The following is a 16,543-nucleotide window of genomic DNA, read 5'->3' on the forward strand; positions in this document are numbered from 1 at the left end:
GCCGAGCTACCGGAAGAACTCGCACTGCCCACCGACCGGCCGCGCCCGGCGATCGCCGGCCACCGAGGCGGCACGGTTGAGCTGACGGTTCCCGCACAACTTCACGAGCGTCTGGCCAAGTTGGCCGGCGCCGAGGGAGTGACGGTCTTCATGGTGCTACAGGCAGCACTCGCCGTCCTGCTCTCGCGCCTGGGCGCCGGCACCGACATCCCGATCGGCACCCCGATCGCCGGACGCACCGACGACGCGCTCGACGACCTGGTCGGCTTCTTCGTCAACACCCTCGTGCTGCGCACCGACCTCACCGGCGACCCCACCTTCACCGAACTCCTGCACCGCGTCCGGGAAACCGGCCTCAGCGCCTTCGCCCACCAAGACGTCCCCTTCGAGCGCCTCGTCGAGGAACTCGCCCCAACGCGGTCCATGGCCCGCCACCCGCTCTTCCAGGTCATGCTCTCCCTCCAGAACAACGCCCAAGCGGTCATCGACCTGCCCGGCCTGCAGGCCGAACTCGTGCCCTCCGGCGAGTTGGCGGCCCGTTTCGACCTGGCGTTCACGCTCAGCGAGTCCTTCGCCGTCGATGGCGCGCCGGCCGGGCTGCGCGGCACGGTCACCTTCGCCGTGGACCTGTTCGACGCGACGACCGTCGAGCAGATCGCCGAGCGGCTGCTGCGCGTGCTGCACGCGGTGGCAGCCGAGCCGGAGCGACCGGTCACGCACGTAGAGATCCTGGATGATGCTGAGCGACACCGGATCCTGACCGAGTGGAACGACACCGCCCGCGAGGTCCCGGCGACCACGCTGCCCGAGCTCTTCGAGGCGCAGGCCGCCCGGACGCCCGAGGCCGAGGCCGTCGTCCACGGCAGTGCCGTCCTGAGCTACGCCGAGCTGAACGCACGCGCCAACCGTCTGGCCTGGCTACTGGTCGAGCGCGGGGTCGGACCGGAGTCGCTGGTCGCGGTGCTCATGGAGCGCTCGGCCGACGTGATCGTGGCCATGCTCGCGGTCCTCAAGGCCGGTGGCGCCTACGTGCCGATCGACCCCGAGTATCCGGTGGAGCGGATCGCCTACCTGCTGGACGATTCCCACCCGCAGGTAGTGCTGACCACCAGTAGCTGCGTGGACCGGGCAAATGAGCTGACGCAGCGTCAGTTTCTGCTGATCGACGAGGTATCGGCCTCCTCCTACAGCGACGAGAACCTCGGTACGACCGTGGCCCCGCAGCACCCGGCCTACGTCATCTACACCTCCGGCTCCACCGGCCGCCCCAAGGGCGTCCTGATTCCCCACGCCGCAGTGGTCAACTACATCGCCCGCAGCCAGGAGGCCTACCCCGAACTGCGCGGCACCACCCTGCTGCACGCCTCCATCTCCTTCGACGCCGGCGTCACCGCCCTCTACGGCGCCCTCACCACCGGCGGTCGAGTCCGCGTAGCCCCCCTGGACGAACACCTGCCCCAGGTCCTGGCCGACGAGCGGCTGAGTTTCCTCAAGACCACCCCCAGCGGCCTGGCCTACCTCGACGCGCTCTCCGACACCCACATCCCCACCGGACGCCTCATGGTCGGCGGCGAAGCCTCCCAGAGCGCACAGCTCGAACAGTGGCGACAGCGTCACCCCGGCGTCGCGATCGTCAACCACTACGGCCCCACCGAAACCACCGTCGGCTGCACCGACTACCAGCTCGGCACCGACGAGCTCGGCACGATCGTCCCCATCGGACGGCCCATGTGGAACACCCGCGCCTACGTCCTGGACGCCACCCTGCGCCCCGTCCCCACCGGCGTGGCCGGCGAACTCTACATCGCCGGCACCCAACTCGCCCGCGGCTACCTCAACCGCCCGAACCTCACCGCCGAACGCTTCATCGCCGACCCCCACGGCCCGTCCGGCTCGCGCATGTACCGCACCGGCGACCTCGCCCGCTGGCACACCGACGGCAACCTCGAATACCTCGGCCGCACCGACGACCAGGTCAAGATCCGCGGCTTCCGCATCGAACTCGGCGAAATCGAAGCCGCCCTGGCCACCCAACCCGGCATCACCCAGGCCAGCGTCATCGTCCGCGAGGACAGACTGGTCGGATACGTCGCCGCCACAGCGGAGTTGGACGTCGCGGAGGTGCGTGCGCAGCTCGCCACCCAACTCCCCGACTACATGGTCCCGGCCGCGCTCGTGCTCCTGGACGCGCTGCCCCTGACCGTCAACGGCAAGCTCGACCGCCGTGCGCTCCCCGCGCCCGACTTCACCACCACCACCGCGAACTACCGCGCACCCTCCACCCCCCAGGAAGAGGTGCTCTGCGAGGTCTTCGCCGAGACGCTCGGCCTGCCCCAAGTCGGCCTCGACGACAACTTCTTCGAACTCGGCGGCCACTCCCTCCTCGCCGTCACCCTCGTCGAACGACTCCGCACCCGCGACATCCACATCAGCGTTCGCGCCCTCTTCACCACCCCCACCGTCGCCGGCCTGACCACCGCCACCACCGGAGCCGGCACGGCCGAGGTCATCGTCCCACCCAACCTGATCCCTGCCGACGCCCAGCACATCACCCCCCAGATGCTCCCCCTCGTCGACCTCACACCCCAGGAGATCGACCGCATCACCACCACCTTCCCCGGCGGCGCACCCAACATCGCCGACATCTACCCCCTCGCCCCCCTCCAAGAGGGCATCTTCTTCCACCACCTGATGAACGCCGACGGCATGGACCCGTATGTCCTGCCGACCACGCTGACCTTCGACTCCCGCGAGCGCCTGGACACCTTCCTGGATGCGCTCCGGCTCATCGTCGACCGGCACGACATCCTGCGCACCGCCGTGCTCTGGCAGGGCCTGCGCGAGCCGGTGCAGGTCGTGGCCCGTCAGGCCGAGCTGCCGGTCACCCTGGTCGAGCTCACCGGACCGGATCCGGTGGCCGAGCTCACCGCCGCCTGCCCGGCGACCATGGACCTGACCCGGGCACCACTGCTGCGCGCCCACATCGCCGCCGAGCCGAACACCGAGCCGGACACCGAGCAGGACGCCGATCCGGGCAGCGCGCGCTGGCTGCTACTCCTCCAGCGCCACCACCTGGTCACCGACCACACGGCGATGGACGTGCTGATGGCGGAGATCCAAGCCGTGCTGGACGGGCAGCAGGCCGACCTGCCCACCCCACTGCCGTTCCGCGACTTCGTCGCCCAGGCCCGCCTCGGCGTCTCCCGCGAGGAGCACGAGACGTTCTTCACCGAACTGCTCGGCGACGTCACCGAACCCACCGCACCGTTCGGCCTGCTGGACGTGCGCGGCGACGGCCGACAGGCGACCGACGCCCGCCTCCCGCTGAGCCCCGAGCTCGCCGCCCGGATCCGGGCGCGGGCCCGGGCACTGGGCGTCAGCCCGGCCGCCCTCTTCCACGTCGCCGTGGCCCAGGTGGTCGCCGCCACCGCCGGCCGCGACGACGTGGTCTTCGGCACCCTGCTCTTCGGCAGGATGAACGCCGGCAGCGGCGCCGACCGGGTACCCGGCCTGTTCATCAACACCCTCCCGATCCGGGTGCCCACCGCCGGCGTGAGCGCGGTGGATGCCGTGCTCGCCATGCGCGGCCGGCTCGCCGACCTGCTGGTGCACGAGCACGCCCCACTGGCCCTCGCCCAGCAGGCCAGCGGCATCACGGCGCCGGCACCGCTCTTCACCACGCTGCTCAACTACCGCCACGGCCAGGGCCCCGAGGAGCCGGTCCAGGCTGCTGAGCCGCAGGGCATCGAGGTCCGGCACGGCGACAGCCGCACCAACTACCCGCTGACCCTGTCGGTGGACGACCTCGGCGTCGGGTTCGCGCTCTCCGTCCACGCGGTGGCGCCCATCGACCCCGAGCTCGTCTGCGCCCTGGCGCACACCACGCTCCAGGGCCTGGTCACCGCGCTGGAGAGCGCACCCGACACCCCGCTGACCGAGATCGACGTCCTGGACCACGCGTTGCGGCAGCGGATCCTGGTCGGGTGGAACGACACCGCCCATGAGGTGCCGGCCGCGACCCTGCCGGGGCTGTTCGAGGCTCAGGTCAGGCGGACTCCCGACGCGCCGGCGGTGGTGTTCGAGGGCGTCGAGGTGACGTACGGCGACTTGAACGCCCGGGCGAACCGGCTGGCGCGGCTGCTGGTCGAGCGCGGGGTGGGGCCGGAGTCGGTGGTGCCGGTGCTGATGGAACGCTCCACCGAACTGGTCGTCGCGCTCCTCGCGGTCCTGAAGGCCGGCGGCGCCTACCTGCCCGTCGACCCGGACTACCCGGCCGACCGGATCGCGTACGTGCTCGGCGAGGCGAAGGCCTCGGTCGTCGTCACGCGGGAGCTCGTCGACGAGGCCGACCAGCACGACGCGGCTGATCTCGGCGATCGCGGCCTGGTCCCCGGGCATCCGGCCTACGTGATCTTCACGTCGGGGTCGACGGGCCGTCCCAAGGGCGTCGTGATTCCGCACACGGGAATCGTGAACCGGCTGGCGTGCATGCAGGACGTCTACGGTCTGACGGCCTCGGACCGCCTGTTGCAGAAGACCCCGTTCGGCTTCGACGTGTCGGTGTGGGAGATCTTCTGGCCGTTGTCGCAGGGCGCCACGCTGGTGGTGGCGCGTCCCGGTGGCCACCGTGAACCGGAGTACCTGGCCGAGCTGATCCGGCGTCAGCGGGTGACGGTCACTCACTTCGTGCCGTCGATGCTCCGCGCGTTCCTCGGCGAGTCGCTGGCCCCGGCGTGTACGGGACTGCGGGAGGTGATGTGCGGAGGCGAGGCGATGTCGGCGGAGCTGCGGGACCGCTTCGCGCAGGTGTTGCCCGGTGTGTCGCTGCACAACCTGTACGGGCCGACCGAGGCGTCGGTGGAGACCACCGAGTGGGCCTGCGCGGGCGAGCACGGCAGCGGATCCGTGCCGATCGGCGGCCCGGTCTGGAACACCCGCGTCTACCTGCTCGACGCCGGCCTCCGGCCGGTGCCGCCCGGCGCGCTGGGCGAACTGTACGTCGCCGGAGTGCAGTTGGCACGCGGCTACCTGAACCGTCCCGGCCTGACGGCGGAGCGCTTCGTGGCGGATCCGTTCGGCGCCGCGGGTGATCGGTTGTACCGCACCGGGGACCTGGCGCGGTGGCGTGCGGACGGGACGCTGGAGTACGCCGGGCGCACCGACGACCAGGTGAAGATCCGCGGCTACCGGATCGAGGTGGGCGAGGTCGAGACCGCGCTCGCCTCGCACCCGGCGGTGGCGCAGGCCGCCGTGGCGGTACGCGAGGACGTTCCCGGTGACAAGCGCCTGGTCGGCTACGCGGTCCCCGCGGGCGACCTGGACCCGGCGGCGGTACGCGCCCACCTCGCCGCGACCCTGCCCGACTTCATGGTGCCGGCGGCTCTGGTGGTGCTCGACGCACTGCCCCTGCTGGTGAACGGCAAGCTGGACCGACGCGCGCTGCCCGCGCCCGACTTCGTCGCGGGCTCGCACTACCGGGCGCCCACCACGCTGCGCGAGGAGGTGCTGTGCGAGGTGTTCGCCGAGGTCCTCGGGGCACAACAGGTTGGCCTGGACGACGACTTCTTCCAGCTGGGCGGCCACTCGCTGCTCGCCGTCTCGCTGGTGGAACGGCTGCGCGCGCGAGGTGTCCTGGTGAACATCCGGACCCTCTTCACCTCGCCGACCGTCGCGGGCCTGGCCGCCGCCGCCACGGTGGGCGAGGTGGCGGTGCCGCCGAACCTGATCCCCGCCGACGCGCAGCTGATCACGCCTCAGATGCTGCCGCTGGTGGACCTGACGGCGGAGGAGATCGAGCGGATCGTCTCGGTGTTCCCCGGCGGCGCGCCGAACATCGCGGACATCTACCCGCTGGCTCCGCTGCAGGAGGGCATCTTCTTCCACCACCTGATGAACGCCGGCGGCGATGACGTCTACGTGCTGCCGACCGTGGTCACCTTCGACTCGCGGACGCGGCTCGACACCTTCCTGGCCGCGCTGCAGCACGTGGTGGACCGGCACGACATCCTGCGCACGGCGGTTCTCTGGGAAGGCCTGCCCGAACCGGTCCAGGTGGTCGCCCGCCGCGCCCTGCTGCCGGTGGAACTGGTCGAGCTGACCGGCACCGATCCGGCGGCCGAGCTCTCCGCCGCCTGCCCCGCCGCCATGGACCTCGGCCGGGCGCCGCTGCTGCGGGCCCGGATCGCGGCCGAGCCGGGGAGCGAGCGGTGGCTGATGCTGCTCCAGCGGCACCATCTGTCGACGGATCACACCGCGATGGAGGTCCTGCTGGAGGAGATCCAGGCCGTGCTGGACGGCGAGCAGGACCGGCTGCCGATGCCGCTGCCGTTCCGCGACTTCGTCGCGCAGGCACGGCTTCGGGTCTCCCGGGAGGAGCACGAGCGCTTCTTCGCACGGCTGTTGGGCGGGGTGAGCGAGCCGACCGCGCCGTTCGGCCTGCTGGACGTGCGCGGGGATGCCAGCGGGGTGGCGGAGGCCAAGCTGCACCTGGCCGCCGAACTGGCGGAGCGGGTGCGGGAGCAGGCCCGGCGACTCGGTGTGAGCGCCGCCGCCGTCTTCCACGTGGCCTGGGCCCGGGTGGTCGCGGCGACCTCGCACTGTGACGACGTGGTGTTCGGCACCGTGCTGTTCGGGCGGATGAGCGGTGGCAGCGGCGCCGACCGGGTGCCGGGCCTGTTCATCAACACGCTTCCGGTCCGGGTGCCGACCGCCGGTGTCGGGGTGGCGGAGGCACTGCTCGCGATGCGCGGGCAACTCGCGGACCTGCTGGTGCACGAGCACGCGCCGCTCGCGCTCGCCCAGAAGGCCAGCGGGATCGGTGGCGCGACTCCGCTGTTCACCGCGCTGCTCAACTACCGGCACAGCCACGCCGCCGAGCAGCCGGCGCCGGATTCCTCGGGAGCCCAGCCGTCGGGGATCGAGGTCCTGCACAACCGGGAGCGCACCAACTACCCGCTGACCGTGTCGATCGACGACCTCGGCGCCGGGTTCGTCCTCACCGCGCAGGCGGTGGCCCCGATCGACGCCGAGCTGGTGTGCACGCTGCTGAACACGACGCTCGCGGGGCTGGTCGAGGCGCTGGAGACCGCTCCGACGTTGCCCCTCGGGCACGTCGAGGTGCTGGATGAGGTGGAGCGGCGGCGGATCCTGACGGAGTGGAACGACACGGCGGTCGAGCCGGTGACCGGGACACTGCCGGAACTGTTCGCCGCGCAGGTCACGCGGACGCCGGATGCGGTGGCGCTGGTCTGCGGCGACGTCGAGTTGACGTTCACGGAGCTGGACGCCCGGGCCAACGGACTCGCCCGGCGCCTGATCGCGGAAGGCATGGGCGCCGAGCGCGGCGTGGCTGTTCTGATGGAACGCTCGGCCGAGCTCGTGATCGCGCTGCTGGCGGTGGTGAAGGCCGGCGGCTGCTACGTCCCGCTCGATGCCCGCTACCCGCTCGCGCACCGTCAGGCGATCCTCGCGGAGACCGGGGCGAAGGTGATCCTCACCGACACCGCACTGCGCGAGCAGGCCGGGGAACTCAGGCTCACCGTCCTGGAGGTCGGCGACCGCGTCGGTGAAACCGTCGATATCCCGTGCGATGCACGGCAGTTGGCGTACGTGATGTACACCTCCGGCTCGACCGGCCGCCCCAAGGGCGTCGCCGTCACCCACCAGGACGTCGTCGCACTCGCCACCGACCGCCGCTTCGCCGGCCCCGCGATGGAACGCGTGCTGTTGCACTCCCCGCACTCCTTCGACGCCTCCACCTTCGAGCTGTGGGCACCACTCCTGACCGGCCGTCAGATCATCGTCGCCCCCGCCGGCGACATCACAACAGCCTCACTCGGCCGCCTGATCACCCACCACAACGTCACCGGGCTCTGGCTCACCGCAGGCCTCTTCGCCCTCATCGCCGACGAAGACCCCAACTGCCTGCACGGCGTCCGCGAACTATGGACCGGCGGCGACGTCGTCTCCCCCACCGCCGTCACCCGCCTCCAGACCGCCTGCCCCGACACCACTGTCGTCAACGGCTACGGCCCCACCGAAACCACCACCTTCGCCACCACCCACACCGCCAGCCGCCAGCCAGGCCCGCTGCCCATCGGCCGCCCGCTGGACAACATGCGCGCCTACATCCTCGACGCACACCTCCACCCAGTACCGACAGGCAGCACCGGCGAGCTCTACCTGGCCGGCGCCGGCCTCGCCCGCGGCTACCTGGACCGACCCGGCCTGACCGCCGAGCGTTTCATCGCGGCACCCTTCAGCGCTCCCGGCGAGCGCATGTACCGCACCGGCGACCTCGCCCGCTGGAACCACCACGGCCAGATCGAATACGCCGGCCGCGCCGACCAGCAAGTCAAACTACGCGGCTTCCGCATCGAGCCCGGCGAGATCGAGGCCGCCCTGGCCGCACACCCGGCCGTCGTGCAGGCCGCCGTGCTGGTCCGCGAGGACGTCCCCGGCGACAAGCGTCTGGTCGGCTACGTGGTGCCCGTGGGCGAGCTCGACATCACGGCGATCCGGAGCCACCTGGCCACCACCCTGCCCGACTACCTGGTCCCCAGCGCGATCATCCCGCTCGACACCCTCCCCCTCACCATCAACGGCAAGCTCGACCGCCGCACCCTCCCCGCCCCCGACCTCACCACGGCGCCCGGCCGCGAACCCCGCACCCCGCACGAGGAAGTCCTGGCCGTGCTCTTCGCCGAGGTGCTGTCGCTGCCCCGGGTCGGCGTCGACGACGACTTCTTCGACCTCGGCGGCCACTCGCTGCTCGCCACCCGCCTGGTCAGCCGCATCCGCACGGTGCTCGGCGAGGAGCTGGCCTTGCGAGACCTGTTCGAGGCGCCCACGGTGGCCAACCTCGCGCAGCGCCTCGCCACAGGCGCCGAACTCGGCGACAAGTTCGCCGAGTTGATGCCACTACGCCGCGAGGGCGCGCTACCTCCACTGTTCTGCGTCCACGCCGGATACGGCGTCGCGCTGGGCTACAGCCGTCTGCTGCCCTACCTGCCCGATCGTCCGCTCTACGCCCTCCAGGCGCGCAGCCTCACCCAGACCGAGCAACTGCCCCAAACCGTCGAGCAGATGGCCGCCGACTACGTGGCCCACATCCGTTCGGTCCAGCCGTCGGGCCCGTACCACCTGCTGGGCCACTCCTTCGGCGGCCTGGTGGTCCATGCCATCGCCGGTCGGCTGCAGGAGCTGGGCGAGGAGGTGGCCGTGCTCGGCATCATGGACGCCTACCCGTACGCCGCCTACACGGTGAAGGGCACCGAGCGGGACGAACAGGAAACCCTGGCGGTCTTCCTGGAGATGTTCCAGGTCGAGCGTCCGGGCACGGATGGCACGCCGCTCACCCGCGAGCAGGTGGTGCAGACCCTGGTGGAGAGCTCGTTCTCGTCCTTCTCCGCCGAGGACCTCGGTGCCATGGGCGACGCCTGGGAGCGCCACGTCCGGATGATGCGGGACTTCGAGCCCGCCCGCTTCCGCGGCGACGTGCTCTTCTTCACCGCCACCCGCCGGCGCCCCGAGGGCACCCCGCCGGCCACCGCCTGGGCCCCGCACATCGAGGGCCGGATCATCGACCATCACCTGGACGCCACCCACCACGGCCTGATGGATCCCAAACCCCTCGCCGAGATCGCCCGTGCGATCACGGAGTTGACGGAGCATCAGGCCTGACTCGACGCGTGGGACGTTCCGGTCCGGCCGGCGAGGGCACTGCGGTCCGCCGCCCTCGCCGGCCGGCGCCGTACTACAGGCCTCGCTTCATCGCGCCGTCCGCCAGGGCGTCGGTCGCCAGCAGCAGTTGCACCCGGACCTGGTCGAGTCGGCCCAGCAGGGCCAGCATCCTCAGCGACTCGCCGGTGGCCGGCGCGGTCACCAAGGCGACCATCTGCTCCTGATGGGCTCGCTCCAGGGCGGCCGCCGCGAGATGCGTGCCGGCCACGTCGGCCGCCGGCGAGCGCCGGTGGTTCACCAGGCCCGAGACGGCCGTCCGCAGGCCGGCGACCAGGCCGACGATGCCCTGGGTGAGCGGGACGAGCCGGTCCGGCGAGGTCGGGCCGTACAGGTCGAACTCACGGACGAACTCGTGCAGCACGTGGGTGCCGCCGTCCACCGCGTGGGACACCCGTAGCAGGTCCTCCCGGTCGATCGGGGTGGTCAGACACCGGACGAGCCGCGTGCTCACCTCGTCCCGCAACTCCCGGCTCTGCCGCCTGTTCGCCTGTTCGCCTGTTCGCCTGTTCGCCTCCGAGCGCAGCGCCGCCTCCGCGGGGATCGACTCCCCCGTGCTGACCAGGTGGGCTTCCACCACCGCGGCGTCCGACATCGCCAACTGCCCCAGGATCGCCCGCTCCAGCACGCTGTCGGGACGACCGGACAGGGCGCCGGACAGCGCGCGCAGTCGGGGCCAGCCGGCGGCGCGCGCCGAGCGGCCTACCGCTCGGACGCCGTTCGACCATTCGTCGCGCGCGGCCGACCGGTCGTCCCGCCGGTCGTCCGGCCGCGTCAGCCCGACCGACCGCGTGAACCCGGCCCGCGGACGGATCCGTCGTAGCAGGCGGGCGCCCTGCCCGTCGTAGCGAGTTCTCTGGAGGCATCCGATGACCCAGCACGCAGCGGACCGGGTCGTGCTCGACCCGCAGGCCGCCGACCGCCCGGCCGAACGCCGCCGGCTGCTCGCCGCGGGCCCTGTCGCGCCGGTGGAGCTGCCCGGTCGGATCCACGCCTGGGCGGTCACCCGGCAGGAGGTGGCCAGAACCGTCCTGACCGACCCTCGGTTCGTGAAGGACGTCAACCAGTGGGGCGCCTGGCAGCGCGGGGAGGTCCCCACCGGCTGGTCGCTGACCGCGGCGGTGAACCCCACCCGCAGCATGGTGACGGTCGACGGCGCCGACCACCGACGGCTGCGGAGCCTGACGTCCGCCGCGCTCACCGCGCGCCGGGTCGAACAGCTGCGGCCCAGGATCCAGGAGATCACCCGCGAGTTGCTCGACCGCCTCGCCCACCACGACGGCGTGACGGTCGGCCAAGCGGTCGACCTGAAGCGGACCTTCGCGTTTCCGCTGCCGATGAGCGTCATCGGCGACCTGTTCGGCGTCGACCCGGGACAGCACCGCGCCCTGCGACAGCTCTACGACTCGCTGTTCGACAGCACCACCGCCCCAGCCGAGGTGCTGGCCACCATCAGCGCGCTGCGCGACCTCTTCGGCGAGATCATCGCGTCCAAGCGCCGGGCGCCGGGCGCCGGGCGACGACCTCACCAGTGCGCTGATCGCCGCGAGCGAGCAGGGCGACCGGCTCACCGAGGAGGAGTTGCTCGGGACCCTCAGCGTCATCGTCGCCGCCGGTCACGAGACCACGGTGAACCTGATCGTCAACGCCGTCCGCGCCTTGTGCGCCAACCCCGGTCAACTCGCGCTGGTCCTGGCCGGCACGCACAGCTGGGAGGACGTCGTCGAGGAGACCCTGCACTGGGCCTCGCCGGTCAACAACTTCCTGTTCCGCTACGCCACCGAGGACATCGACGTCGCCGGCACGCTGGTCCGCCAGGGCGAGCCCGTGTTGATGGCCTACGGCGCCATGGGCCACGACCCCGGGCAGCACGGCCCCGACGCGGACCGCTTCGACCTCACCCGGGGTACCGGCCGCCACCTGTCCTTCGGCCACGGGCCGCACATCTGCCCGGGCGCCCAACTGGCCCGTCTCGAGGCACGGATCGCGCTGGGTGCCCTCTTCGAGCGCTTCCCCGCGCTCACGCTCGCCGTGCCCGAGGAGGAGCTGGTGCCCTATCCGGCGATCGCGCTGAACAGCCTGCGCTCGCTGCCCGTCCGCCTCTGGCCGCGACGTGCTGCCCAGCAGTAACCGTGCGGGGAGTCGCCGGCGATCTGGCGGCTCGACGTTCTGGCTCTCGCAGGCTGCGCGGCCGGACGGTGTCGTACTGGCGCGAGTGGCGCATGGGCCTGCCGGCGTGGGCCCGGCGGAGAGGCAGACGGCAGTGACGGACGCGGTGACGTGGCTGATGGCGGGGACTGGACAGGGTGACAGGGCTCCCGTGGCGGACCATGGCACGAGCTCGGACGATTCGGGAGCCCGTCGTGATCGCCGGCTTCAGGCTGCGTCGGCGAGGATCTGGTGGACGGTGTCGATGTCGACGCCGGTCCTGCTGCGGATCCGCTCCGCTGTCCAGCCGCGGCGATGCGCCCGTAGGACTGCGTCGGCAGCTCCTTGCCCGGTGGCCTTGTAGTGGCGGATCGCGGCCATGAGTTCGGTCGTCTCGCGGTTCTGCGCGGTGTCGATGGCGCGGTTCATGGCGGCGAACCGCGCGCTGATCTGGTCGACGGGCACGCTGTAGATGGCGGCGAGGTCGCTCTCGGTGAGGCCTTCGGCGTCGCATCGGCGCAGCAGGGTGCAGTCGTCAGGGAGGGCCATGTTCGTCCTCTCGAGGTGGGGCGGCTGACCTTACCTCCGTGGCGGCCTGTTGGGTAGGTGTTGGTGCAGGTGGGCAGCTTGCGGGGGCCTGCATAGGTCTCGGTTTGACGACGGCTGCCACGATCTCATCACGATGAACACGGCGCAATGTCGTTAAGCTGCTGCAGGATCGACCGTCGTCTGGAGGCCCGCCCCGTGCAGATCCCGATACCTGCCGAGGACGACCGCGACGCGCGGCTCACCGCCCACCACGCCGTCGCCGCCGCGCTGAACGACTGCGGCGAGCGGGAGTTGGGCCGGCTGGTCGAGTCGGCCACGCCGATCGGCACCGGGATCGGCGGGGCGGTGTCCCGGCTGGAGGTGGCCGGGACGCCCGTCTTCGTCAAGCGGGTGCCGCTCACCGAGCTCGAGCTGCTGCCCGAGCACCGCGGGTCCACCGCCGATCTGTTCGCGCTGCCCGCCTTCTGCCACTACGGCATCGGCGGCCCCGGCTTCGGCGCCTGGCGCGAACTCGCCGTGCACCGCAGGACGACGGACTGGGTGCTCGCCGGGCAGCACGAGGGCTTTCCACTGCTGCACCACGCCCGGGTGCTGCCCGGCCCCGTCCAACCCCTGCCCGAGGAACTGGCCGACATCGAACGGGCCGTCGCCTACTGGGACGGGCGAGCCGAGGTGCGCCACCGGATCGAGGCGCTAGCCCGGGCCTCGGCGAGCGTGGTGCTGTTCCTGGAGTACCTGCCGCAGACCCTGCACAGCTGGCTCGGCCGGCAGCTGCGCGCCGGCGAGCGGGCCGCCGACCGGGCGTGCGTGATGGTGGAGCGGGAGCTGACCGCCACCGCCGCCTTCCTGCGCGCGCGTGGGCTGCTGCACTTCGACGCGCACTTCGCGAACATCCTGACCGACGGCCGGCGCCTCTACTTCGCCGACTACGGTCTCGCGTTGGCCGACGATTTCGAACTGTCCCAGGAGGAGGCCGAGTTCGTCGACCGCCACCGCAGCTACGACCACTGCTACGCGCTCACCCACCTGGTGCACTGGCTGTTGACCGAGCTCCACGGCGGCGACGCCGCACACCGCAGGGCGCTGCTGCGCGCGTACACCGAGGGCACCCGCCCGGCGGCCGCGCCCGAGGTGATTCCCGAAGCGGCCGAGGCGATCCTGCTCCGGCACGCGCCGTTGGCGCTGGTGATGACGGAGTTCTACCGGCAGCTGCAGCGGGAGAGCCGCCGAACGCCCTACCCGGTGGCGGAGCTCCGCCGGGTGCTGGGCGAGGGCGGGCCCCTGGCTTCCTGATCCACGCTCGCCACCCACCACACCGCATGGGCGAGCGCCACTTCACCGATCCGAGCCTCGCCATTCATGACGTCGCGCCGATCAGGGCCGCGGTGGTGTTCGCGCATCCCCACGACAGCGTCACGCCGGCGCCGCCGTGGCCGTAGTTGTGGACGAGCCGGGTGCCGGGCAAGGTCTGGTCGTCCGCCTCCAGCCGGACGCCGCCGTGGCGCGCGGGGCGCAGTCCGACCAGCTGGCCGGTGATGTCGGCGCCGCGCAGTTCGGGCACCAGGGCCGTGCAGCGGCGCAGGATCGACCGCGCGGTCTGCGGGTCGACGGCGGTGTCCCAACTGCCCTCGTCGAAGGTGCCCCCGAGCACGACGTCGGTGCTGCGAGGGTGGACGTAGGTGTATCCGGCGGAGTTGTCCTGGACCCGGAGGGAGGTCGTCAGGCCCGGGTTGCGCACCAGGACGACCTGTCCGCGCACCGGATGCAGCGCCTGGTCGTCGCAGAGCCGGCGAGCGCCGAGTCCACTCGCGTTGACGATGGTCGATGCCCAACCACGCACCTGTTCCAGGGTGTTCAGCCGCTGCTGGATCAACTCACCGCCGGCTTCCAGGAACCGGTCCAGGAGCAGCGCCAGATACACCGGCATCTCGACGCAGGGAGCAGTGAACTCCCAGCCGCCCGCGTAGGGAGCCGCCAGCTCAGCCAGTTCGGCCGGCTCCAGCCGGCGCAGGTCCGAGACGGGCGCCCCCCACCACGGCACGTCCGGAGTGTCCTGGTGCGTCAGCATGCGGGTGGTGCGCATCGTCACCCCGGGGGTCTCACCGGCGGCCTGGCGGGCGAGCTCGGCGAACGTGCTCGCGGACCAGGCCCGGACCCGGCTGCCGTCCGCCACGCCGGACGGGTACCACACGGCCGCGGCCACGGCCGAGGTCGTCGACAGCGGCGGGTCGGCGGTCACGATCGCCACCCGGGCCCCCTCCCGCTGCAGGCGCAGCGCACTGGTCAGCCCGATGACCCCGCTCCCGATCACCACAACGTCCAGCATGAACTTCCCCTTCGGGTCCGCCGCTGACCGGACGTCGACGGGCTGAGCCCAGGAAAGCCGGTTCGCCCGAGGGTGTCCAAGACCGTCCTGGTCACGAGTGATAAGTGGCGCTTATCATCGGCTGATGGACTTGCGTCGGATGCGCTACTTCGCCGTGCTCGCCGAGGAGCTGCACTTCACCCGGGCCGCGCGGCGGCTGCACATCGCGCAGCCCGCCCTCAGCCAGCAGATCAAGGCCCTGGAGCGGCAGATCGGCGCCCGGTTGATCGAACGGGGCAACGCGGGCTGCACGCTCACACCGATCGGCGCGCTGGTGGCTGAGGAGGCGAACAGGGTGCTGGAGCAGGTCGCGGCCGCCGAGGAACGGATCACCGCAGCGGTCGACGGACGGCAGGGGCGGCTGCGCCTGGCCTACACCCGCTCTGCGCGCGGCGGTCCCGCCGACGCCCTGGTCGCCGCCTTCCGTCACCGCCATCCCGAAGTGGACCTCAGGGCGCAGACCGGCTGGACCGCGCACAACACCGTGGAACTCCTCGCGGGGCGGCTCGACGCCGCGTTCGTCCGCCCACCGCTCGACGTTCCGGACCTGGCCTGCCACGTCATCGCGGAGGAGGAACTCCTCCTGGCCGTCCCGGCCGACCACCCGCTCGCCAGGTCGCACTCCAGGATCAGCCGCCGCCGGATCTGCGCCGAACCGGTGATCCTGTGGCCCCGGGAGAACGGTCCCGGCATGCACGACCTGATCACCGGTCAACTCTGGCCGGGCCAAGGCCCCCGGATCGTCCGCGAAGAGCCCGACGACGAGCAACTGCTCCTCGCCGTGGCCGCCGGACACGGGATCGCCCCGATCCCCGAAGGCCGCGCCCGCACGCTCCGGGTCCCCGGAGTCCGGCTGCGCCGCCTGGCCGACCCCACCCCCACCGTCACCCTCGGCCTCGCCTACGACCCGAGAGCCGACTCCCGTACGGTGCGGCTCCTGCTGGCCATGATCGCTCCGGACGGCCCGCGTTGAGTCCCAGCGCCCAGGGTCTGCCCGATTCCGTCCGGCGACCCGCCGCGCAGCCCGCGCGGGTGCTGGGAGAGCGGAACGGCTACTCGCTCCCCTGATCCGCAGCCACCCGCCCGCCACTCGCCGCCGTCAGTCGCGCGCCGCGCAGGCCAACGCAGTCCAGTGCCCAGAAGGTCTCCGAGTACACGAAGGTGCCGGTCATCCACTCCTGGTGCGCCGACAGCCTGACCACCTGGAACGCGCCCGGCGGGTAACGCAACGTCGGCGGCCGGAAGCCCAGCTCCTCCGCCGGGAGGAAGCCCCGCTTGCGGTAGTAGCTCGGCGAACCCTCCAGGAAGACCAGCGGCACACCCTGCCGATCGGCCGCCCCGACCGCGTCCTCGATCAACCGGCTGCCGATGCCGCGCCCCTGATACTCCGGCAGCACACCCAGCGGCGACAGCGAGTACACGTCGACCAACCGGGGCAGCGCGTCCAGCCGGCCCGCGCTCAGCAGCACGTGCCCGACCACCCGCTGGTCAACGGTGGCGACGAAGGAGAGCGGCGGCAGCGCCGCCTCGGCGGCCCGGAGCGTGTCGACCAGCCTCGGCACCCGCTCGCTGTCGCCGAACGCGCGGGCGTGCACCGTGCGGATCCCGTCGTGGTCCTCGGGGGTCTCGGGCCGGATCAGCAGCTCGGCGGGGGCGTCTGTGGTCATGGCCGCGAGGGTACGTCACCACCGGCGCGAGTGCGGTTCGATTATCCGGCTGCTGTGCTGCGTGGGAACTCTCCGA

At 71.9% G+C, this 16,543-nt stretch carries 8 protein-coding genes (1 of these 8 cut by a window edge); 4 read left to right on the top strand and 4 right to left on the bottom strand.

Going from position 1 to position 16,543, the window contains the following annotated elements; all coding sequences use genetic code 11:
* Window positions 1–9,681, top strand: partial view of a non-ribosomal peptide synthetase gene (locus P3T41_RS23760; RefSeq protein WP_280692062.1) — the 3' portion only. The gene continues 3,726 nt to the left of window position 1, outside the view; the window shows 9,681 of its 13,407 coding nt (coding positions 3,727–13,407); its start codon lies beyond the left edge, outside the window; the stop codon is at window positions 9,679–9,681.
* A gap of 73 nt (window positions 9,682–9,754) precedes the next feature.
* On the opposite strand, the gene P3T41_RS36965 is transcribed toward P3T41_RS23760, so the two are convergent.
* Window positions 9,755–10,984: a hypothetical protein gene (locus P3T41_RS36965; RefSeq protein ID WP_348533690.1), complete on the bottom strand. Its 1,230-nt coding sequence runs from the start codon at window positions 10,982–10,984 to the stop codon at window positions 9,755–9,757.
* A 335-nt stretch (window positions 10,985–11,319) separates the two neighbouring features.
* On the opposite strand from P3T41_RS36965, the gene P3T41_RS36970 reads away from it, so the two are divergent.
* Complete coding sequence (locus P3T41_RS36970) at window positions 11,320–11,868, top strand: cytochrome P450 (protein ID WP_348533691.1); 549 nt, start codon at window positions 11,320–11,322, stop codon at window positions 11,866–11,868.
* A 246-nt stretch (window positions 11,869–12,114) separates the two neighbouring features.
* Here P3T41_RS36970 and P3T41_RS23775 read toward each other — a convergent pair whose 3' ends face one another.
* Entirely contained in the window at window positions 12,115–12,435 is a 321-nt protein-coding gene (locus P3T41_RS23775) for a hypothetical protein (protein ID WP_280692065.1), read from the bottom strand.
* A 195-nt stretch (window positions 12,436–12,630) separates the two neighbouring features.
* Between P3T41_RS23775 and P3T41_RS23780 the strand changes: the two genes are divergently transcribed.
* Window positions 12,631–13,728, top strand: a complete 1,098-nt coding sequence (locus P3T41_RS23780) for a protein kinase family protein (protein ID WP_280692067.1) — start codon at window positions 12,631–12,633, stop codon at window positions 13,726–13,728.
* Between the two features lie 64 nt (window positions 13,729–13,792).
* Here the strand turns inward: P3T41_RS23780 and P3T41_RS23785 are convergent, their stop codons facing one another.
* Window positions 13,793–14,761: an FAD-dependent oxidoreductase gene (locus tag P3T41_RS23785; RefSeq protein WP_280692069.1), complete on the bottom strand. Its 969-nt coding sequence runs from the start codon at window positions 14,759–14,761 to the stop codon at window positions 13,793–13,795.
* 124 nt (window positions 14,762–14,885) lie between these two features.
* On the opposite strand from P3T41_RS23785, the gene P3T41_RS23790 reads away from it, so the two are divergent.
* Window positions 14,886–15,773 carry a LysR family transcriptional regulator gene (locus P3T41_RS23790; protein ID WP_280692070.1) on the top strand — a complete coding sequence of 296 codons (888 nt, stop codon included), beginning with the start codon at window positions 14,886–14,888 and terminating at the stop codon, window positions 15,771–15,773.
* 79 nt (window positions 15,774–15,852) lie between these two features.
* On the opposite strand, the gene P3T41_RS23795 is transcribed toward P3T41_RS23790, so the two are convergent.
* Window positions 15,853–16,467, bottom strand: a complete 615-nt coding sequence (locus tag P3T41_RS23795; RefSeq protein WP_280692072.1) for an N-acetyltransferase — start codon at window positions 16,465–16,467, stop codon at window positions 15,853–15,855.
* Window positions 16,468–16,543: the final 76 nt, after the last annotated feature.

Source organism: Kitasatospora sp. GAS204B (assembly GCF_029892155.1).
Taxonomy (GTDB): domain Bacteria; phylum Actinomycetota; class Actinomycetes; order Streptomycetales; family Streptomycetaceae; genus Kitasatospora.